14 protein-coding genes and 4 pseudogenes are annotated in these 21,137 nt (G+C 58.3%); 8 read left to right on the top strand and 10 right to left on the bottom strand.

Going from position 1 to position 21,137, the window contains the following annotated elements:
• Window positions 1-81: 81 nt before the first annotated feature.
• The 3 genes from NKJ88_RS23385 to gmd form a co-directional block, all read right to left on the bottom strand.
• Complete coding sequence (locus tag NKJ88_RS23385) at window positions 82-1,503, bottom strand: phosphomannomutase (protein WP_352445703.1); 1,422 nt, start codon at window positions 1,501-1,503, stop codon at window positions 82-84.
• Window positions 1,504-1,855: 352 nt separating this feature from the next.
• Complete coding sequence (fcl, locus tag NKJ88_RS23390) at window positions 1,856-2,800, bottom strand: GDP-L-fucose synthase (protein WP_352445705.1); 945 nt, start codon at window positions 2,798-2,800, stop codon at window positions 1,856-1,858.
• On the bottom strand, window positions 2,800-3,870 hold the full coding sequence (gene gmd, locus NKJ88_RS23395; protein ID WP_352445707.1) for a GDP-mannose 4,6-dehydratase: 1,071 nt from the start codon (window positions 3,868-3,870) through the stop codon (window positions 2,800-2,802). Before gmd ends, fcl begins: the two co-directional genes overlap by 1 nt.
• A 994-nt stretch (window positions 3,871-4,864) precedes the next feature.
• Here gmd and NKJ88_RS23400 point away from each other — a divergent pair.
• Both NKJ88_RS23400 and NKJ88_RS23405 read left to right on the top strand, forming a co-directional pair.
• The gene (locus tag NKJ88_RS23400) at window positions 4,865-5,851 is read left to right on the top strand and encodes a nodulation protein NodZ (protein ID WP_352445709.1); all 987 of its coding nucleotides are present in this window, start codon (window positions 4,865-4,867) and stop codon (window positions 5,849-5,851) included.
• Window positions 5,852-6,092: 241 nt separating this feature from the next.
• The gene (locus NKJ88_RS23405; protein ID WP_352445756.1) at window positions 6,093-7,508 is read left to right on the top strand and encodes a mannose-1-phosphate guanylyltransferase/mannose-6-phosphate isomerase; all 1,416 of its coding nucleotides are present in this window, start codon (window positions 6,093-6,095) and stop codon (window positions 7,506-7,508) included.
• A gap of 225 nt (window positions 7,509-7,733) precedes the next feature.
• On the opposite strand, the gene NKJ88_RS23410 is transcribed toward NKJ88_RS23405, so the two are convergent.
• From NKJ88_RS23410 to NKJ88_RS23425, 4 genes are all read right to left on the bottom strand, one after another.
• Entirely contained in the window at window positions 7,734-9,266 is a 1,533-nt protein-coding gene (locus NKJ88_RS23410) for an E2 ligase fold family C protein (RefSeq protein WP_352445710.1), read from the bottom strand.
• A 3-nt stretch (window positions 9,267-9,269) separates the two neighbouring features.
• A complete protein-coding gene (locus NKJ88_RS23415) occupies window positions 9,270-9,656 on the bottom strand; it encodes a hypothetical protein (RefSeq protein WP_352445711.1) in 387 nt (128 codons plus the stop codon).
• 98 nt (window positions 9,657-9,754) lie between these two features.
• Window positions 9,755-10,372: a putative metal-binding protein gene (locus tag NKJ88_RS23420; protein ID WP_352445713.1), complete on the bottom strand. Its 618-nt coding sequence runs from the start codon at window positions 10,370-10,372 to the stop codon at window positions 9,755-9,757.
• Window positions 10,365-10,661, bottom strand: coding sequence for a DUF2604 domain-containing protein (locus NKJ88_RS23425; RefSeq protein ID WP_352445715.1), 297 nt, complete (start codon window positions 10,659-10,661; stop codon window positions 10,365-10,367). The genes NKJ88_RS23420 and NKJ88_RS23425 overlap by 8 nt, the downstream gene beginning before the upstream one ends.
• 399 nt (window positions 10,662-11,060) lie before the next feature.
• On the opposite strand from NKJ88_RS23425, the pseudogene NKJ88_RS23430 reads away from it, so the two are divergent.
• The 3 genes and pseudogenes from NKJ88_RS23430 to NKJ88_RS23440 form a co-directional block, all read left to right on the top strand.
• Window positions 11,061-11,475, top strand: a pseudogene (locus NKJ88_RS23430) (DUF6088 family protein); the annotation flags it as partial.
• A gap of 430 nt (window positions 11,476-11,905) precedes the next feature.
• Window positions 11,906-12,758, top strand: a pseudogene (locus tag NKJ88_RS23435) (IS110 family RNA-guided transposase).
• A 1,046-nt stretch (window positions 12,759-13,804) separates the two neighbouring features.
• Window positions 13,805-15,415, top strand: coding sequence for a hypothetical protein (locus tag NKJ88_RS23440; protein ID WP_352445717.1), 1,611 nt, complete (start codon window positions 13,805-13,807; stop codon window positions 15,413-15,415).
• A gap of 80 nt (window positions 15,416-15,495) precedes the next feature.
• On the opposite strand, the pseudogene NKJ88_RS23445 reads toward NKJ88_RS23440, so the two are convergent.
• The 3 genes and pseudogenes from NKJ88_RS23445 to NKJ88_RS23455 all read right to left on the bottom strand — a co-directional run.
• Window positions 15,496-15,877: pseudogene (locus NKJ88_RS23445) on the bottom strand (transposase); the annotation flags it as partial.
• An 87-nt stretch (window positions 15,878-15,964) separates the two neighbouring features.
• Window positions 15,965-16,447, bottom strand: a complete 483-nt coding sequence (locus NKJ88_RS23450) for a hypothetical protein (RefSeq protein ID WP_352445719.1) — start codon at window positions 16,445-16,447, stop codon at window positions 15,965-15,967.
• Between the two features lie 36 nt (window positions 16,448-16,483).
• Window positions 16,484-17,029 (bottom strand): annotated as a pseudogene (locus NKJ88_RS23455) (hypothetical protein); the annotation flags it as partial.
• A 568-nt stretch (window positions 17,030-17,597) separates the two neighbouring features.
• Between NKJ88_RS23455 and NKJ88_RS23460 the strand changes: the two are divergent.
• The 3 genes from NKJ88_RS23460 (at window position 17,598) to trbB (ending at window position 21,127) form a co-directional block, all read left to right on the top strand.
• A complete protein-coding gene (locus NKJ88_RS23460) occupies window positions 17,598-19,628 on the top strand; it encodes a conjugal transfer protein TraG (RefSeq protein WP_352445758.1) in 2,031 nt (676 codons plus the stop codon).
• Between the two features lie 120 nt (window positions 19,629-19,748).
• Window positions 19,749-20,162 carry a CopG family transcriptional regulator gene (locus NKJ88_RS23465; RefSeq protein WP_352445721.1) on the top strand — a complete coding sequence of 138 codons (414 nt, stop codon included), beginning with the start codon at window positions 19,749-19,751 and terminating at the stop codon, window positions 20,160-20,162.
• Entirely contained in the window at window positions 20,159-21,127 is a 969-nt protein-coding gene (gene trbB, locus NKJ88_RS23470) for a P-type conjugative transfer ATPase TrbB (protein WP_352445723.1), read from the top strand. Before NKJ88_RS23465 ends, trbB begins: the two co-directional genes overlap by 4 nt.
• Window positions 21,128-21,137 lie beyond the last annotated feature (10 nt).

Genomic DNA, 21,137 nt, shown 5'->3' on the forward strand with positions numbered 1-21,137 from the left:
CACTGTGGACGTTCTGATCGCGCTAGAGTAGCTCGTGCGACCCCCAGGGTCACCTGGAATACGCAGGGAGGCGGCTTTTATTTAGCCTTGCGTCCAATTACGAATTCGATCCAATCCAGTCCGGAGCAAAAGCTCCGCGTCCTCCCGATTTTCGGCTTCGACGTAGCACCGCATTTCCGGGGCATTTCCGGATGGACGCAAATGCAAGACACGCTTATCCGCGAGAGTGATACGAAGCCCGTCAACATCGCTAACCTTGCTTACCACTCCAATCGACCCGACGAAGGCGGCGATGTTAGTTTCCGCTGTACGAAGGTATGTCATGAGGCGAGTGCTGCTTTCGACGGAAAAATTTTCCAAGCGATCCGCCACCGCCGCTGGCAATTGAAAGGAACTGCCAATCTCCGACAGTGGCTGCCCACTTCTATTAACAAGGGAAAGTGCCGCAAGGATGGGGAGAAAACTGTCGCGTGTAGGTAGCGCTGGCAGTTTAGTTCCGTTCGGGTCAAAGTCCGTGCCGGTCAACAAACCACCGTTTGCTTCGAAACCAACAACGCGCTCGTGACCCGACGCAACCAAATCGAGCATGGCAGCAATAACAAATGGAGATCCAACCTTGGTTCGCACGACTTTAAAAGAACCTGCGGTCTCGATACCAGAGTTTGATGTGACCGGCGTGACGACTGCCTTCGCTTGCAGGAAGTTCGCCGTAATCAGGCCTAACAAATCACCGCGAAGGGGGTCTCCGTGGTCGTCAGCTACCAGTGGGCGGTCACCATCGCCATCTGCCGAGACGACCGCATCAAGCCGATGCTCTTTGGCCCAGAGCTTGAACTGTTGAGCAGTCTCGTCAGAGACCGCTTCAGTGTCGACAGGAATAAAACCTTCCGAACGTCCCAGGGTTACGACCGTCGCACAGTGATATGAGAGAATGTCAACCAAGAGATCGCGCGCGACTGTGCTGTGCTGATATACGCCCACCGTTAAGCCCTTTAGAGCATTAATCTCCATAAGCTTTCGATTGCGCGCCATGAAAAAGGCCTTGCATTCGGCCTCCCGGTGCTGCCGACGTGCAACAGCACCTTCAAGGACGTGTCCGCGCTTCTCCAACTGCAAGGCGATGCGCGTTATCTCCCGCTCATCACCCTTGTCGATCTCACCGTCGGGTCGATAGAATTTTATTCCATTACGGTCGGCCGGAATGTGCGAGCCTGTGATCATCAAACAACCACTCTTACGCGCCTGAGCATACAGTGCCAGGGCAGGGGTGGGGACTGCGCCGCAATCGACTACGATGAAGCCGAGCGCAGACAGTGCCGCCGCACAGACGGCGGCGATGGCCGGACTCGAGGCGCGAAAGTCGCGCCCTATGAGTATCTCGTCGCCAATTCTAGCCAGGCCGGATTCCAGCAGGAATGTCGCGAATGCCGTTGCATATAGGGCAGAGGCGGCTCCTGCTAGTTCTGTCGCCAGGCCCCGTAATCCACTTGTTCCGAATTTCATACCAAATCCGACGTTGCTAACCGGGTTTTGAAGGTAACATGCTCAAACTTTGGCTCGTCCGGAATGCCCATCGACAGATCCCTCGGACGAGAACAAGAAGTACATTCGGTTACCGTAGACGCGTTCGGTTCTCGACGGTTACCCTTGTGAGGATTGACGCAGTCGGCGCCGGCGTGGGCAGCGCACCGTGACCTTCATAGCGACGAGGTTGGAGCGGATGGGGTCCGGGTCCGGCAGGGCTCCTCGCGGCTGGCTCACATGAGCGCTATCGCCATCGAGTGATTGTCTCAGTCCACATTAGCTCTGGGTCCCGAAAGCGCGTACAGGCCTGAGACGCAGCAAATCCTCTTATCTATCGCCGTTCGGTGTAGCTCCCGTTCAGAAATGCATGATAGACACTCTCGATGCCTTCCATGAGAGTGATCTTTGCTGCCCATCCCAAAGTGCGCAGCTTGTCGACGCTCATCAGCTTTCGCGGTGTACCGTCAGGTCTAGAGTGATCATGCGCGATCTCCCCGGTAAATCCGACTACACGGCAGATCATTCTAGTCAGCTCTAGGATCGTGATGTCCTGTCCGCAGCCGAGATTCACGTGATCATGGTCAGAGTAGTTCTTCAGAAGGAAGACTAATGCGTCGGCGCAGTCGTCGACGTGCATGAATTCCCGACGTGGTGTGCCCGTGCCCCAGATGGTGATTTGCTTATCACTTATGAGCTTAGCTTCATGCGCTTTCCGGATCAGCGCTGGGATGACGTGGCTTGACTGCAAGTCATAATTGTCGCCTGGCCCGTAGAGATTCGTCGGCATAGCGGAGATGTAGTCACGGCCATATTGCTGGCGATAGGCTTGAGCCATTTTGATGCCGGTGATCTTGGCGACGGCGTAGCATTCGTTGGTGCGCTCTAGTGGCCCGGTCAATAGCGCGCTTTCAGGAATGGGCTGTGGTGCCATCTTCGGATAGATGCAAGACGAGCCGAGGAAGAGGACGCGGTCGACATTGTTTTCGTGGGCTGCCGCGAAGATATTGGCCTCGATCATCAGATTGTCGTAAAGAAAGTCGACCGGATAGGTGGCGTTCGCGAGAATACCGCCTACCTTTGCTGCCGCCATAACGATAGCGTCCGGTTTCATCACTGCCACGAAGTTTTCAACTTCGGTCTGTCGCTTGAGATCTAGCTCTCCCCGAGGGGCGGCCACAACTTTGCAGTCTTCGGACGCGAGGCGGCGTACAACAGCGCTGCCCACCATACCTTTATGGCCAGCGACCCACACGGTTTTTCCGTTCAGATCATACATTACGCTTCCTTCATGACTACAGATGTCTGCATGACCTTCAGGTCTTCGCGGACCATTTCCGCAACAAGGTCGCGCACGGATATCTCATGCACCCAGCCGAGCTTCTCCTTTGCCTTGGTAGCGTCACCCAGGAGAAGATCGACTTCCGTGGGGCGGAAGTAGCGTGGGTCCACTTGGACTAGGCATCTGCCGCTCGCTACATCATGGCCCTTTTCGTCGACACCCTTGCCACGCCATTCGATCTCGACGCCGACATCTTCGAAAGCCCACTCGACGAATTTGCGGACAGGAGTCGTTTTGCCCGTAGCCAGCACGTAATCATCCGGTTGATCCTGCTGCATCATCATCCACATACCTCGCACGTACTCACGCGCATGCCCCCAATCGCGTTGAGCATCGAGATTGCCGAGATAAAGCTTGTCCTGCTTGCCCAGGTAAATAGCAGCGGCAGCGCGGGTGATCTTGCGCGTCACAAAAGTTTCCCCACGAAGGGGGCTTTCGTGATTAAAAAGAATGCCGTTGGAAGCGTGCATACCATAGCCCTCGCGATAATTGACGACCATCCAGTAGGCGTAGAGCTTGGCGGCGGCGTAAGGGCTGCGCGGGTAAAAGGGCGTCGTTTCGTTCTGCGGTACGGACTGCACGAGGCCGTATAGCTCTGAAGTCGAGGCTTGATAGAAGCGGGTCTTGTCCGTCAGACCGAGGAGGCGAATCGCCTCAAGAAGTCGCAATGTACCGATACCGTCCGCGTTTGCTGTGTACTCAGGTGTTTCGAACGACACCTGGACATGGCTCTGAGCAGCCAAGTTGTAAATTTCGTCTGGCTGAGATTCCTGAACCACGCGGATGAGGTTAGTCGAATCAGTGAGATCACCGTAATGCAAGATTAAGCGCGGATCGGATTCGTGCGGGTCTTGGTAGAGGTCTTCGATACGACCGGTGTTGAAGGAAGAGGAACGTCGCTTAATCCCATGGACGATGTAGTCTTTTTTGAGAAGAAGACGGGCAAGATAGGCACCATCCTGTCCAGTTATGCCCGTAATAAGAGCAACTTTCCTGCTATCACCCATTCTATTCCTGCTCTATTAAAGTTTAAAGTTTCGGCTCCGGCTCGCCACGCCGATACAATGTGCGGCCCGCCCCGTGCCCTATGGAGCACTTCGACAGATGCGGCGCGAAGATCGTCATTGACGGTCCGCCAGCCGAGCACACCTGCTCTGCTTAGAGTCACGAGCAAAAATAGAGTCGCGCCGCTAACCTGTCGGACTCGTACGTGCGGTCTGAGTGCCGCTCAGCTCACGCCCTGAGCGACATGTACTCCCAGCACCTTGCAGCTGATTTTCTCTTCTATCAGCGAGTGAGGACGCCTTTCTTTCTTGCTTCAGCGTCTTCTAATGGGAATTGTTTGGATCAGTGAAATCGATTGTTTGGATAAAGTGCATCCACAGAATGGATGGTCTGAGCGAGCAGCGGGGCGCATCGCCGGCCCGGAGTCGTAGCGCGAGCTTCCGTTCGGGGTGAGGACAAAGTTCGTGGCCGCGAGCCCTCACCACAGCATCCGGCACAGGTCGTGCAGAACTTTGGGAGCCGACTGCGGATTCTGTCGATCAGCTGGTTCCAGGCGCGTCGAGCCGTCGACCTCATCTCGCCCGGTATCGGTTGCTGTATGCAGCCTTGCACCCTTGGCGTACGGCGTCGACGGAATGATTTGCTTCGGCAGGCAGTGTCGCAGCGTTTCCGGCTGATTCGGCTCTATTGACCGGGCCCGCGTCAGCCGAGCCCCTTCATCATGGCATCCAACACACGGATGGCCGGCATCCACTCAATAGATTTTACATATGCCGCGGAGGCCCAGTAGAGAAGGCTGAACCGGAAGCGAGGGCAACCCCAAGCTAGGGCATCGGCTTCAAGCTTTGCGAGCGTCACGGGATTAGTGGGCAGTGCTGAGTGAGCTCTTCTGCCCTATGGCCCGGCCACTGCCAAGGGCGCGGCGTCAGGGTCTACTAGTGTCGACTAAGGATTCCAACCGGATGCAACCTCCTCTCCGAAACGAGATTTCCGAAAATGCATGTTAGTGGATTGGAAAAGCGCCGGTTCGTCGTCTCTCGGAGGCGTACGGGGTTCGGTGATTGTCTGTGGTCGTTGGCGGCCGCTTGGCGCTACGCGCAGCGGTCGGGACGAACTCTAGTCATCGACTGGCGGGGCGCCTGCTACCTCGACCAACCCTTCACAAATGCGTTTCCGGTGTTCTTCCAGCCGATCAATGACATCGCTGGGGTGCCGGCTATTTCCGACGACCGGATCAAGGACGTTTCCTTCCCTGGTCCATTCTTCCCGGAGTGGTGGAACAGGCCGGCGATCGAGTGCCTTTACCGGCCAGATGAGCAGATTTTCCAAGAGCGCGATGAGTTGGGCGAGCTCTTTCAGGCCGAACACGATGTCGAAGCGAACACAGTAGTGTGTGACGCTTGTCTGATGTGGCGGTGCGATGAGGAAGCAGAGCGGCAGGTGTTCCAGAGTGTCAAGCCTCGGCCAGAAATTCAAGCCCGCATAGATGCCATTTATCAGGAATGTTTTGAGGGGCACAGCATCATCGGGATTCATGTTCGGCACGGCAACGGTGAAGACATTATGGAGCATGCGCCCTACTGGGCCGATCCGGAGCTCGCCGTTCGGCAAGTGTGCGCTGCAATTGAGAAGGCTAAGGCGTTACCGCACCCTAGGCCTGTGCGGCTGTTCTTATGCACGGACAGCGCGCGGATACTGGATCTTCTGTCGGCCAGGTTTCCCGATCTGCTCACTGTCCCGAAGCACTTCGGATCCAATCAAGGTGGCCCCTTACACACTGCAGCACTCGGGATTGACGGCGGAATTTCCGCCCTCGTTGAGATGTATCTTCTCGGGCGCTGCGATACCGTAATTCGGTTTCCCCCGACGAGCGCCTTTACACGATATGCACGCCTTTTCGCACCACGGGTAATTGAATTCGATCTGAAAGAGCCAAGTCGTTTGACTTTGATAGAGGGCAGCCAAGTCTCTGATCTCAGTTAAGACCCGCGACCTTGCGCAATTCGGCAGACGCAACCAACAGGCATAGTTGAATGCGCATTTCTCACCGACGCCAGTGGAGGCGTCGTACATTACCGATAGCGTCGTCATCTGACGCCGCCCGCAACGCGCCAGAACTTCGCTGTTACGCCGGGGCCGCAGACAAGCCAGAGCGACGGCGATCGTGACGCTGACGCTCGAAAGAACGCGGGCGATCACTCCAGAGACGAAATCGAGGTTAGTTATGAAAGTGATTCCCGTGATCATCAGCGGCGGAGCCGGATCGCGGCTATGGCCCGCCTCAAGGCAATCGCACCCCAAACCTTTCCTCAAAGTAGCGGATGGATATTCTCTCATTCAGCACACTGTGCTGCGCGCCGCTTCGATAGAAGGTGTCGTGGAACTCGTCGCTGTGACATCCGGGGAACACCTCTTCCTGACCAAGGACGAATTTGACGAATTGGATTCCGTGGTCCTGCCACGCACGTTTCTGCTCGAGCCCGAAGCTCGGGATACGGCCGCCGCCGTGGCTGCAGCCGCGATCCATGCGAGGGCAACGCAAGGCCCTGACGCGATCCTGTGCGTTTTCCCGGCCGATCACCTGATTAGCAACCTGCCTGCGTTTCTAGACGTCATGGGCCTGGCCATGGAACATGCGAAGCTCGGGCGGATCGCCACATTGGGCATCACCCCAACCAGACCGGACACGGCATTCGGCTACATCGAAGCAGATGGTGAGAACGTCGTCCGTTTCGTTGAAAAACCGGATCTGGATACAGCCAAAGCCTATGTCGCGTCTCAACGCTTCTTCTGGAACGCCGGCATCTTCTGCTTCAGTGCGCAAACCATGCTCGACGAGATGGTTTTGCATTGTCCCGAGGTGCTCCAGGCCGTCGCCGACAGCTACGAGAACGGCCGCGCCAGTCAATGCCAAGGCTTTGCCAAAATCGAACTCGCGCCTGAGCATTTCGGTTCCGCGCCGCGGATCTCGCTCGACCACGCTGTCATGGAGAAAACTAACAAACTTGCCGTGATTCCCTGCGACATGGATTGGAACGACATCGGATCTTGGAACGCAATGGCCGATTTAATCGCCCCCGACGAAAGCGGGAACAGGATACGCGGCGATGTGCACATGGTCGACACGACCGGCACCTATGTGAGCTCCGACAAGCGCGTCATCGGCACGGTGGGCGTAAGCGACCTGATGATCGTTGATTCCCCGGACGCTTTGCTTGTCACATCCCGCGACCGCGTTCAGGACGTTAAGAAGCTCTTCGAGAGCCTCAAGGCTTCGGGACATGAAGCCCATCTGGTCCATAGCACGGTACACCGGCCCTGGGGTACCTTTACGGTTCTGGAGGAAGGCGAGCGCTTCAAGATCAAACGCATCGAGGTGAAGCCCGGTCGCCAGTTGAGCCTGCAGATGCACTATCATCGTTCGGAGCACTGGGTCGTGGTCAGCGGCTCCGCCAAGATCGTCAATGGCGAGCAGGAGTTGTTCCTGGGGACAAACGAATCTACTTACATCCCCTGCGGCCATAAGCATCGGCTCGAGAACCCAGGCAGAATTGACCTGGTGATCATTGAAGTGCAGAGCGGCGATTATCTCGCCGAGGATGATATCGTTCGCTTCGACGACGAATATGGTCGAACGTAGATAACAGTACAAAAAAGTTACACGACGAGGCGTCGCTCAAGGATCTCTGTCGTGGGTTCTGGGCCTGACATTGGCAAGCAGCGGGCCGAGCGTGTCATAGTATCCGCCCCGCGCTCTCATCAGGCACTCGATCGTGGTCGAAAACGTCGGTGAGCGCTTGACAGCGCGCCGTCCGCGGTAACGAAGACTTCAGATCTTTCTTAGGCGGATCCGTTGCTCAGCTGTTCAACGGCACAGCCCGTATTTCAGCCTGTAGGCGGCGATGAAATCCTCATCGCTGCAGATGCAGCGGCCGCTGGAATCTTTGGCTTTCGGATCATGGAGGTGAGAACCAAGGGGGCGCAGTAGGTTCACGCGAGTGCTGGTTGTCGGACTCATCGGAAAACCCGCACTATGCTTGACCAGGTCTGCGGCAAGCATGATCCCGGCAAGCGCTGATTGAAAGGCCATCGGAACCACGGTTCGAACGAGACGACTTCCATCGCTAAGCTGGAACACCAGACCGCCGCAGATAGCCTGCTGATAAAATGAACGGAGGGGCTGGCCAACAAACGCGGCGAGCGGCTCAAACGGCACAGCCATCGCCGTAGCCACCCGAGCTACGAACTCATTGGGGACTCCTGTATTAGTCTGCAGGAGCGTTTTTACCTCATCGTGTGCTTCCGGCATTCCGAGTTCCTCCGCGACCAGTTGGTGTTCGTCCTTGGATTTCCCGGTCGGCATGTACATGCAGCAAAGGCAAGCCTGGCTGTCATCGAAACCATGCCGCGAGATGCCTAGATCTTGCTCCTGAGTCCAGGCGTTCGCGATCCATCGGGGCAGAGCACCTTGGACAGCCAGACGGTCGGCGGCGGTGTCAAGCGCCACACCCACTCGGTCGAATACCCAGTCGCCCCGGCGCGCAACATATTCTGCCCACTTCATAGGGTGCGCCTCGACTTCAAGGGCGGTGGACCGAAGGGCGTTGGTTGCGAGGGCCGCCTTAGAGAGGCCGACCTCCGCCTGACCTGCCAACACGTAGCGCTGCAGGTTTGAGAGTTCGATAGCTTCGTGATCAACTACATGCAGGCGCCCCGACAGACCGGATTGCCTCGCCAGCGCCCAGAGCGAGCCATGGCCTATCGCGCCGAGCCCAACGAGGTGCGTTTCGCCAAGGTTGACAGGGAAATTTAAGGGGCTGGAATCGCCGGCGTTGCTCTTGTTGTAGGTGCATAAAGAGAGGTCGATGTTCTCGTCCAGCTCGGCGCCGGTCAGCTGGGAAGCAAAGATGGTTCGAAAGACGTTGGCGGCGGCAAAGCAGCTTGCGGCGCCGGCTCCATAAGGCAGCAAGCTCGAGCCAGAGCCCACCGGGTCCGTACGCGACAGCTTTGCCGCCCAACCCTGGGATCCCATGAAAAACGTCGGGCACCGAAGTGATGGGTGCGCCGCGCCTGCAGCTACACAGACCGTCGCATACTTGCCGGAACGCCGGATGCTGATTTTTGGATTGATCGACTTTGCCAAGCGCTCGAGTGCTTGTGCTTGAGAGCTCGCGGCCATATCCAGGGGGAGTATGGCCAGAACCGGATACAGTCTGGCAAGCAACCTGACCGTAAGGTCAAGCGTCGCCTGGCCCTCGGCACACGAAGCGGCGTGGCTGTCGAAGGCCACAGCCACGACCTGCTTTTCGAGGGCTGCTTTGAAGTCGCATAGATGAAAGTCGGCCAGCACCTGAGAAGCTGCCGTGGCGGCGCGGTCAATGAAGTTAGCGAGTGCCATCGTTCAACCCGTTATCGTGATCATCCGCCTTAGTGCCGCGGATGGGAACTCATTCCAGTTCGCCTTCGCGTCAAGTCGATAGGCGGCGACCCGAGCAAGATCGAAAGGCTCGCGGGCGAAATTGGGCACCACCAGCGACAGACACCCAACTGTGGTAGCGACCGCGTAGGCGTCGTCGGTCGTCGAATGGTAGGCTCGGCCCGGATGGCTATGGATCTGGGCGAAGAGTTTAAGGCTGCTCTTGTAGAGCCAGACATTGAGCCGGTGTAGTTCTTCGGCCGGAACTATCACGCAAACGCCGTCGCCCGTCCGAATGTGACGCTGTGCCGGGATAACCGTCTCTGTTACGCCAAAGTGTTGGTCTTGCTGAACGCCGACCCAGAGCGCCATCCCCTCATGGCCCTGTCGCCCAACTGAGCGCAGGTGCGCCTGGACACTTGAAAGACAGTCTCGGGGAAGAGCGACTGTCCCGACATCCTTGAGCTCGGTCATTCTGGAATGGCGGGTAGGGGTGCTATCATGGCTCCCACTGAGATTTGGAACTGATACTGAAGCTGCTCCACGGGACCGGTCCCGTACTTGATGATCTTGTCCAGGATGAAGGCCAAACAGCCCTCGCCAGAACCCCGATGGAGAAGCCATGAATCACCTGAATGGGCTGGATTGTCGTGGTATTCCCGGACGCCTGCCATGCACAGGAATGGCGTGTGTTCCGCACTGTTGGCCTGGATGAAGTCCGACAGCGACGGAGCGTTCTGCTGCATGAGGACCAAAATCATATCCGGTGGGGTTCCGGGTAGATGCGGTCGTCTCAGCATCCTGAGCAGCAAATCTTTCCGGGCAATCGGCCGGCGTATAAAGGGGTCTACGAAGACCACCGACGGAGGTCGGAGGTCGTAATTGGAGAAGTCGATCTCGACAGCTGCACCGATGATCTGTGGCTTTATCTTCGGCGGTACGAAGATGAAGAAGGCCGTCGGGAAGCTCGCCTCGATCAGGAAACAACCCTGAGCCCGGTAAATACCTGCTTGTGTTTGGAACCAGCCGATCTGCCGATCGAACTTCGCTCGGGAGACCTCCGGGTCCACGGTTTGGAGTTCAGGCACCTGCGACGCCCGCCTTTAGGCTGAGGAACAGGGTCACAGTGGTCGCGAAACCGAAATCGCCAGCTTTTTTGTCGACGTCGAGCAAGGTGCCGGCCTCGTCCTTGAATTCCCAATTCTCGGCCGGTTGGGCGACGTTCTTCGTATTTTCAAGCGCTTTGGTGCGGACGACGTGAAGCGGCTGGTTGGGATTGGCTTCGACCTGTGTGGGCTGGCCGTTCACCACCACCGTGATCTCGATCTTCCCGGGGCCGCCGCCGTGATTTTCGCCCTTGCCCGAATCCTTCGACATTGTCCTACTCCTGTGGCTTACCAACGGGCCCCAAGCCGCCAGTGCAGACCTGCTGGTGAGCGGGCTGGCGGTCCTCAATCGTCCACTCGGCGCCACGGACCGCGAGTACGCGAAAGACAAGGGATAACATCGAATCGATGCTGTCTCCTTTTATGGGGACTTGTGGGGCAAGTAAACGGCCGAAACTGCTCTTCACAACTATAATCGATTAGAGCATTGGCAAAATACGGGCCCCCCCTATTCATGAACACGCCGCAGCTTGCTCATTCCACTGGCCGCGTGCAACTCGGGCACTCGGTGATTCAGTTGGCAACATGCAAAATGGACCCACGCCGCAATATCCAACGTCGAAGTCGGCAATACTCCCGCAAGTTGTCCCTGCTCGTTTGGAATAACGCGCCTCGGTTGGGCCTGCTCTCGCCCTCTCCTGACAACGTCGCCCAGGCCCTCGCTCGCGAGATCGGCTCGCGGGTGCAGATCGCGGGCGCTCGCGCTGCGAGCTGCTTGGCCTCTGCACCCAAGTTCCGGCCAGGAGCACTTACCTGGCCGATGGCCTTCCCGTCGCGTTGTTGTGGATCTGCGTCACGCCTCCCCGAAGCATCTGATCGCCCCGGGCAGCGCCGTTGGCACCGTCGTGCACGCTCTGCGCCACCTGGATCCAATGCTTGCGCACGACGTTGCGCAGGTGGCCGCGCGCCAGCTATCGGTGAGCGACAAGAAAGCACTTGTCGCTGGCGCCACTCGGGCACCTGCATGGATGCGGCCGACGCTCGTCGCCATCGCCAACAACGCAAGTGGTGCCCTTGGTGGATAAGGTTGCCCTCTTGCCGTCCGAGATGCGACTGCGGACCTGCGCTCCGACTACCGTGGCATGCCGCCGTATGTTCGATGAAAAGCCACTGTCGTTCGACGAAGTCGTTTCGCGTCACCGGAAATTTAAAGAAACCACCAATGCCTCGTCGCCCGTTCTGCAGAAGCCGGACGAGTAATTCAAGTCTGAGCAGCGTACGGCCGAATACAGGGCCCGTTGTTCCAATCGGGGCAATCGGCCGGCACTGGCGTTATCGCGACAGGAACAGTTCCCGATCTTTTTACTTCGCCAACCACTGCTTTGCGCCCCATGTCGGCCATTGAGGTGACTGTTACCACTGTCTGAAAGCAGATGAGGTGGATGGCTCCCGCTCCCGGCATCTTTGCCACAGTGGGTTTGCTGTCAGGCAACCCGAGCAAAGGAGCCATCCGCCATGCAGATTACCACCGTGGGCCTCGATCTGGCCAAGCGCATTTTTCAAGTTCACGCCGTCGACGCGTCTGGAGACGTTGTTGTGCGCAAGGCACTGCGCCGATCGCAAGTTATGTGAAGCGCGGCAAGAATGATGCGGTGGACGCGGAAGCGATCTGCGAAGCGGTGACACGCCCGACCATGCGCTTCACACGCAATCTTCTGGTCAAGCAGCGCAGGCAACTCGTGAACATGATCCGCGGCTTGTTGGCTGAGTTCGGCATCGACATTCCCCAAGGTTTGGAGCGGGCGCTCAGGCTGGCGCACCAGATCGCCGCGAAGGAAGCGACGCCGGAAGTGCCGGCAATGGCAACGCAGGTTCTCGGTCTTCTGTGCGGGCAGGTGCTCGACACCCATGTTCGTCTCCAGGCGATCGACCGTTCGATCAGTGCCCTCCAACGAACCGACGACGTCGCACGACGCTTGTCGACGATCTTCGGTACTCCGGTAGGGGCTACAGCGTTGGCGGCCTCGGTTGCCGATCCGGGTCAGTTCCGCTCGGGTCGAGAGTTCGCCGCCTGCCTTGGGCTGACACCTTCGCAAAACTCGAGCGGCGGCAAAGATCGGCTCGGCCGCATCACCAAGAAGGGCGACCGTATCTGAGAAAGCTCCTGGTCGTCGGCGCTACATCGTTGATTCGTCGGGCGAGATACAAACCGGAGACAGCGGATCCGCGCCTCCTCGCGTTGCTCGCCAGGAAGCCAGCGCGCGTGGCAAGCGTAGCCATGGCAAACAAGATGGCCCGCGTGGTGTGGGCGATCATGGCGCGCGGCGAAACCTATCAAGCTCGCCATGCCGCGAGCCTTGCGGCGTAAGGTTCGAAGAGGATGAAATTTTAAGGGCAGAGAACAGTTCGAGCCGATCGATCGGCTCAATGAGGTTGTGAGAGCGACGCGATGTGATGGCGAGACCGGTCAGGCCGGGAACAGGGACAACCCGTCGAATGTCCGAGGCATCATAGCCTGATAAGCAGATTGGGACCCAGTTCGCCGACCCCATCAGGGCCAGCAGTCTCGAATGGCTGCATCAACAGGCCGGACAGAAGACTGCACCCGACCAACGCGCCATAATGTCGAATTACCTCTTGCATCGCGGGAGCCATCCACAGAAGACATTGTTGGCGACCACGCTGGAGGTCGCGGTTGCGCCACAAGCAATCGTTTCCGCGCCGATTGCAGCCCGTTGCTGTCGCAACGCCTCCGCCCTAGCCTAACACGTGACCCCTGTTGGCGTGTCCCATCGAAGGCGTCGGTAGGCTGTACAAGGCGCGAGCCGTCAATAAGGCGTCTACCGCCCGGACCGGTTTGTTGCCCAGAATGATCCATGCTCCTGGCGCGGGAGCTAGAGCAGACAGCCTGTCACGTTCCATAACGCCTCCAACCGCAGATCAAGCAAAATGGACGTCTAGGCGCACTAGCAGGAGATCTACAAGAAAACGGGCGAGCGTCTGCGCCTTCCCCACTTTTACCCATCTCTCTATTCGCCTGGGATGTATCTCGGGACCACGCGGAAATTACAGAGATCTCGACTCAAACGAAGGTGATAAAAATTGTGCCTCTATTGCGCTTGGATTTCTTTCAGGACATTATGGAGTTTCCAGAGCCGTTAACACCGTATGCTCAAGCGCAAATGATAAATAGGGAGATCGCTTATGTGGTCTGCTTGCCGCTTTTGGGTCGTGTTCATCACTCTCCTGCCGGTGTTATTCGCAGCACCAGCGGCTGCTAGTTGTCCGGACTGTAACGACGAACGTTGCGTCTTTGGCGCCTGCGGATGCGTGCCGCGAATTGGCTGCGTTATCCCGGTCCCCATTCCTGGGACCACGAAGCCTGGCTCGCTGGTTCCGGATTCGCCAGTTCCGTTGCCTCCGTCGATCCAAGAGAAAGTCGACGAGCTCGGCGAGGACGCAACGCGCACAGTCCAGCAGCTCGGAGGCGACACGCTGACGACCATCCAAAAAGCTGCCGGCGACACGGTCCGGACATTGCAGCAAGCCAATGGAGACGTCTTTGCGACGGTTCAACAGGCCGGCGAGGATGCTATCACCACGACCCACAAAGCAGCAGGCGACGTGGCCGCGACTTATGTCAAGGCGTGGCGCGACGTCGGTGAGCAGGGAAAGCGCAGTTTTGATGATGCTGTTGATGCCGGCGAGGCGACGAAGCACTTTGTAGAAAATCAAACCAAGGCTGATTTCGAAGCCCTAAATAAAGCTGCTAAGCGATTTGAAGACGGAAAAGTTGTCGACGCCATGTGGGGGCTCGGCATGGACCCGCTCAAGTCCGGCGAAGAGAACTTCGCTAAAGCAACCCAAGAGAGCAAGGTGATCAGTGCCGCTGCCGCCACAGCGGCAGCCGCTTACGGCGGGCCCGCCGGTGCCGCCGCATATGCCGCCTGGTCGACCTATCGCCAAACGGGCAACGCTGACATGGCACTACGCGCCGGACTGTTGGCTGCAGTAACCTCCCAGACTGGCTCATCAATCGGGCAGATGCCGACCGGTACCGCCGGCGAGATCATTAAGAAGGCTGCCATGGCCGGCGCCGCAGGTGGTGTCGCAGTTGCCGCTGCCGGTGGTGACGAGCAAGCCATCAAAGACGGATTCCTGAAGTCAGCGGGCGCAGTGCTTGTCCAAGGAGGAACTGAAAAGCTGAAGGCGTATTCTCCGGAAGCCAATGACGCATATGAAATCGCGCAATGTATTTCGGCTCGCGACGTCGACTGCTTGTCAAACACGACATGGGCACGGGATGCTAAGGGGAAGATCTTATACGATGAAACGGGCAAGCCGAGGATCGATACCAGCGAGATTGACCCCGACAACTACATAGGAAAGTGGAGTCAGGTTGACCCGCAGTCGGTGGAAGGCCAGGTGAATGCCATCATCGCGCAAACCTCAAAACTCCCTAAAACGGAGGCAATACCCATTTTGGACAACAAGTGGGTTCTGACCTGGACCTTAGGCAAGGAACGTCACATCAAGAAGGAAAGGCCTGCTGTAGTCCTCACCTATGTCGGAGACGACCCTCCGTTTGTTTCTACGGTTACCTACGGCGACGCGGCTACCGAAGCCTCCCAGCCGCCGCCAGAAGATGCAAGGCCGGACACTGGTGATAAGCTAGTCGCCTACTACGAAAAGCCTGCCGATAGAAAGAGAGTAATAGACGCCTTTGAGAAGAATTCGATCGAGTACACTAAACTTGACTATGTCGGTCTAGAACATACGAAAACTTTGTCAAACGCCTTAATCTGCGGACCAAATACGCGCATTGCAGATCTAAAAAAGGTGGCGTTTTCTCTAATGAGAGCGGGCGTAGATATAAAGTACATTGGAACGAAATCTACCAATAAACATGGGCAGATATCCGTATTAAATCTTCAGAGGAAAAAGTTAACTATTAACACACCGAACATTACACGAAAGCAGGTAAATGAACTTACTACGTGTCCTGCGGCATTAAAGAATTTTTAAAAACCAAGCTTCCTCTCCCCGAAGGTCGCGAGTTCTTGTGTCCGCTGTGGGTAGAAACCAGACTCTAGGTGTCGCTTGCCCAGGCGCAGGCAGCTTTCGGTGTTGGGGAAGATGCGCACGACATAGGTGCGCCGGCGGATTTCCTCGTTGAGCCGCTCCAGCATGTTGGTGGATTTGAGATGCTTGTGGTGCTGTCTCGGCAGCCTGTTTGTTCGATGGCATCCTCGGCCAGCCTGTCAGGCGCGGATAGCGGGCCGACCATTTGGCAAGCCATGCGGCATAGCCGGAGCGATAGCCAAGCCGTTCGGGCGTGCGCTCGCTCTTCGAGGCACCCAGCGCCTCGTCCATCTCGGCTTCGAGCACCTCCTGCATTACCGCACGGATCACTTCGTGCAGCCCCTCCGGGTTCGAAAGCAGAATGTCTTTGACGGCAGCGCTGGCGGTCTTAACTTCAGTCTTGATCGTGGTGGCGTTCCTTCGCGGGAATCAGGTGACGTGAACAATCACCAGCCTGCCATTACCGCCCCTCTCAGCGAATTTGCAGAACTCTCAGCACACTACCCCTGCTGACGCGCAACTTTTGGCCGTTAGAAGCCGACACGCCAGCTCAGGCCCACCCCATCGCGTTGCGAATGTCTCGGATACTTCAAACCAGCTGCCGTCATTGCCAGCACCATGGTTCTCGCCCATGCAGGAACATTCGCAATCGTGCCCAGTTGCGTTGAGGCAAGCAGGGGAACATTTCTCCTGCTCGCGGTACGGCTGAATAATGTAAACGCTGCGGTAGCGTACAAGCGCGCGATCGACGAAATCATTTAGCCGGGCTTTCGGCAACTCCCAGCAACGCAGCTCCTCGATCCATTCCGGGCGATGCCGGCGTTCATTGCGCAGCCACTTGCGATTGCCTTCTCCGTAGGGCAACCGCACCCGTAATTTCTCGCCCTTAGCGATGATCGAAGGCCCCGATCTTTCCAAAAAGGTCTTCCACCGACCAGTCGCCGGGATGTTGATCCATGTGCCGGATGATGTCATCGCGGGCCGCAGCGAATTTCAGCGCCAGCCGAGCCAAGCGGCTTCGAGCAGCCGGTCGGTTTCCGCATCGCCCGTCTGAAACATCGCCCAACCGAGCGCATTGGCGATCGGCTGGGGGAGGAGGCGGCGAGCCTGCCCGATCGGTGTTAGCTCATAAGCGACCGCGTTGCGACGAAACAGGAGATTCACGTCCGCCACAAATCGCGTGAGGCCAGCATCGCGGTTCCAGCTCAAGTGATGGTGGCCGAAGTAGGAGTGATAACTGCCCTTGATCGGTTCGCCCACGGCGCTGGCGCAAAACTCGAGCAGATCGAGGATCACCGGCGTATCGGGCACTTCGTTTGCGGACAGCGGCCACAGAATCCACGGCACCTCGGCGCCCAGCACCCGGCTGAAGGCCTGAGCATCACATCCGTACGGACCGTTGCCGTCGGGACACTGTTCTGGAAAGCGCAGGCCAAACGAGCCGTCGCCGATCCTCGTCTGAATCAAGCTGTAAAGGCCAGCCCACAGACGCGCATCAATAACGTCAATGGTTGCGGGACGTGCTCCGTATTCCCGATCCGTAAAATAGGTCGACACCCTTTCCCCCATCATCGCTTCTCAGCACGGTTCTCCTCCCGGCGTCTCGAAGGCTCCGCGTGGTCCAGCAGCAGGCCGCTCCCCACCTCAGGAGGAAATTGCGAGGCGGAATTGTTAATTAACAGCAGTTGGAGTCACCAGATCATTACGCTGTGCTCTCGATCTACAAAGGATGCGCATGTTTCACAAGCGGACAGGAAGCGCGGCGCGTGATGAATGGCTTCAGCTTTGAATTCCAACCGGCCACCCGTAGCGAAACAGCGGCGTTGAGCATTAACGGGCCTGCCCGAACGGCTGATTTCCCCAAAGGCTGTCGTCGATAGATCGATGGGGTCGCCTGCCGAATGGCATCTATCGGCTGGGCACGTCCTATAACCGGACAGTCCGCTTGCGGCCTAATACAAGTCATTCGCTCGTCGCCCTTCGCGATGACACTTCTTGGCGCCCCAGTCTTCCAAGCCTGCAACGTTCACTGCATCGCACGGGCGCGTATATTGGGTATCTTCGATATTCTGAAACGTCACGTCATGCTGCTTCCATCTACTACCAAACAGTGGAGGCTGTGCCCGTGACACCGACGAAGCTCCTTGTCGGCCAGATCGTAGTTGTGTTCGCCATCGTCATCGTTGGCGTATGGGCGGCAACGCAATGGTGCGCCCACATGCTGGACTATCAGCCGCAGCTTGGCGCGCCATGGTTTGCCGCGGCGGCCCGGCCCATCTACAAGCCGTGGAAACTGTTCGAATGGTGGTTTCAATTCGACGCCTATGCGCCTGAGGTCTTCGACAAGGCCGGCATGCTTGCCGGAGCCAGCGGATTCCTGGGGTGTTCGGCCGCAATAGCTGGCTCCCTCTGGCGCGCGCGGCAGAGGGGGTTGGTCACCACCTACGGTTCCTCACGATGGGCCGCGGCTCGGGAAATCGAGAAGGCAGGCCTGTTTGAGCCGGCCGGCGTTTTCCTTGGCAAACTGAAGGATCACTATCTGCGACATGACGGGCCGGAACATGTCATGGCCTTTGCGCCGACACGTTCGGGCAAGGGCGTGGGATTGGTCGTTCCAACGCTTCTTTCCTGGACCGGCTCGGCCGTCATTCACGACATCAAAGGCGAGAATTGGCAGCTGACTTCCGGCTGGCGGTCGAAGTTCTCTTTCTGCCTCCTGTTCAATCCGACCGACTCGAGATCGGCGCGCTATAACCCGCTGCTGGAAGTGCGTAGGGGTTCAGATGAGATCCGCGACGTTCAGAACATCGCTGACATTCTCATCGATCCGGAAGGCGCGCTGGAGCGGCGGAATCATTGGGAGAAGACTAGTCATTCACTCTTGGTCGGGGCCATCTTGCACGTGCTCTACGCGGAAGAAGAAAAGACGCTCGCGCGCGTCGCCACTTTCCTGTCGGATCCGCAACGCTCGTTTGCCGCGACACTGCTGCGGATGATGACCACCAACCACCTCGGCACGGCGGACACACCTCGGGTCCATCCCGTCGTGGCCTCGGCGGCTCGCGAGGTGCTGAACAAGTCAGAGAACGAGCGTTCTGGCGTTCTCTCGACCGCAATGTCGTTTCTCGGGCTCTATCGTGATCCGACGGTTGCCTCGGCAACATCGGCCTGCGACTGGCGCATTGCCGACCTCATGGATGCGGAACGACCGATGTCGCTCTATCTAGTGGTGCCGCCATCGGATATCTCGCGCACCAAGCCACTGGTGCGACTGGTGCTCAATCAGATCGGCAGGCGTCTGACGGAGCGACTGGAAGGTGACCCGAAGAAAAGCCGTAAGTACCAACTGCTCATGATGCTGGACGAATTTCCGGCTCTTGGTCGCCTCGACTTCTTCGAGACCGCGCTCGCCTTCATGGCGGGTTTCGGCATCCGCGCCTATCTGATCGCGCAATCCTTGAACCAGATCTCCAAAGCCTATGGCGAGAACAACGCCATTCTCGACAATTGCCATGTGCGCATTGCCTTTTCCTCCAACGACGAGCGCACGGCCAAACGCATCTCGGATGCGCTCGGTACGGCGACGGAACTCAGGACCATGCGCAACTACGCCGGCCACCGGCTGGCGCCCTGGCTTTCGCACGTCATGGTCAGTCGCCAGGAGACCGCTCGCCCGCTGCTGACGCCTGGCGAAGTGATGCAGTTGCCGCAAGCTGACGAATTAATCCTTGTTTCGGGGTTGCCGCCGATTCGCGCCCAGAAGTTGCGCTATTACCAGGATCCGAATTTCACCGGACGGGTGCTGCCGGCGCCGGTGTTGCGGGAGGGTCTGTTCGCGGACTGTCCTCCGTCGCGCCCCGACGATTGGAGCGGACAAATCCGCAGTGTTGACCGCCGTCTCGCTGCCGATGACGAAAACGCCGGCGCGTCAATCCAAGAAGAGGGCGGCGTGCAACAGCAGCGTCATCCGGGCCTGCCTGAAGAACACGTCGTCGTCTCTCGGGAGCCTGATCAGGACGACCTGTTCAATCTGTCCGACGATGACGCCGAGGCACTCGCAGACAAGCGCGTCATGGACCGGGTTTCTACCGCGGCGAGCGCCTACGGCCTCAACGAGGGAAGGGGCGACGACAAGGACATCATCCCCGGCTTCTGAACGCCTTCCGCAACTGAGGCGTATCTCGGCGTAGATAACGCCCATAAGCGATTTTGCGGATCTCGGCGATGTTCGTCCGCACCGCCGGCGCATCAGCGCCGGCCAGTCGGAACGAGACGCATGAAGCCCCATCGCATTCGCCACCAGTTTCTGCTCGAACCCGAATTGAGCGAGAAGCTGGAAACCCTCAGCCGCAACCCGTCGGCCACGAAATCGGCGATCGTCGCGAAAGCGGTCGAGGCCTTCATCGAACGGCGTGGCGAAAACGAGCTCGACGAGCGCTACGGCAAGCGGCTGGACCGTCTTTCCCGTGATCTCGACCATGTCAGGCGCGACGCCGAAATAACTCTGGAGAGCCTGGCGCTCTTAATCCGCTTTTCAATCACGCTTCATGCCCACACGCCAATTCCGGATCGGGCGACACAGGCGATCGCCCAAGAGCGCTTTGACAAATTCGTCGAGCAGGTCGGTCGCCAGATAGCCTCCGGAAAGCGCTCTCTTGGTTGCGGCAAGGGCAACGGAGGCGAAGGATGAACTCTCATCCCGCAGCGGATCACCGCCGCCGAGCCATGCTGCGCACAGCCATGGGCGCCGCGATCACCGAGGCCCTTTCCGATTCGAAAGTCATCGAGGTGATGGTCAATCCCGACGGCACGCTGAGGCTCGACCGCTTGGGAGAAGGCCGGGTCGATACAGGCGTGCATATGCATCCTTCCGAGGCGGAACGCATCATCCGGCTCGTCGCTTCCCATGTACGCGCCGAGGCGCATGCAGATAGTCCGATTGTCAGTGCCGAATTGCCATCAGGCGAGCGCTTCGAGGGTCTGCTACCGCCAGTCGTGCTGGCGCCATGCTTCGCCATCCGCAAACCGGCGGCAAAACTCTACACGCTGGCCAACTATGTCGCGGATCGCGTCATGCTCCCGCTGCAGGCTGATGCCCTGAGGAAGGCGGTGCGCGAGCGGCGCAACATCCTGGTCGCCGGCGGCACATCGTCGGGCAAAACGACATTTGCCAATGCTCTACTGGCAGAAGTCGCCGAATGCGATGAGCGGGTGATCCTGATTGAGGACACCCGCGAGCTGCAATGCGCGGCCAAGGACTGCGTTGCCATGAGGACGAGGCGGGGCTCCGTCACACTCGCCGATCTCATACGCTCCACCTTACGGCTGAGGCCCGACCGCATCATCGTCGGCGAAGTCAGAGGCGCGGAAGCCCTCGATATGTTGAAGGCATGGAACACCGGACATCCCGGCGGCATTGCCACGGTTCACGCCAATTCGGCACGCTCCGCACTCTATCGTATTGAGCAGCTCGCCCAGGAAGCCGTTGTCACCGTTCCCCGCCGGCTGATCGCCGATGCCGTCGACTTGGTCATCTTTATTGCCGGAAGAGGACCCGCGCGCCGCGTTGACGCGATCGCCGAGGTCACAGGTCTCGACGGCAGCGGCGATTACGCCGTCACCCCGCTCACCCTTCCGCAACTCCAGCAGCTTTGAAAGGTCATCT

Origin of the sequence: Mesorhizobium sp. M0016 (assembly GCF_040324035.1) — a bacterium.
Taxonomy (GTDB): Bacteria; Pseudomonadota; Alphaproteobacteria; order Rhizobiales; family Rhizobiaceae; genus Mesorhizobium.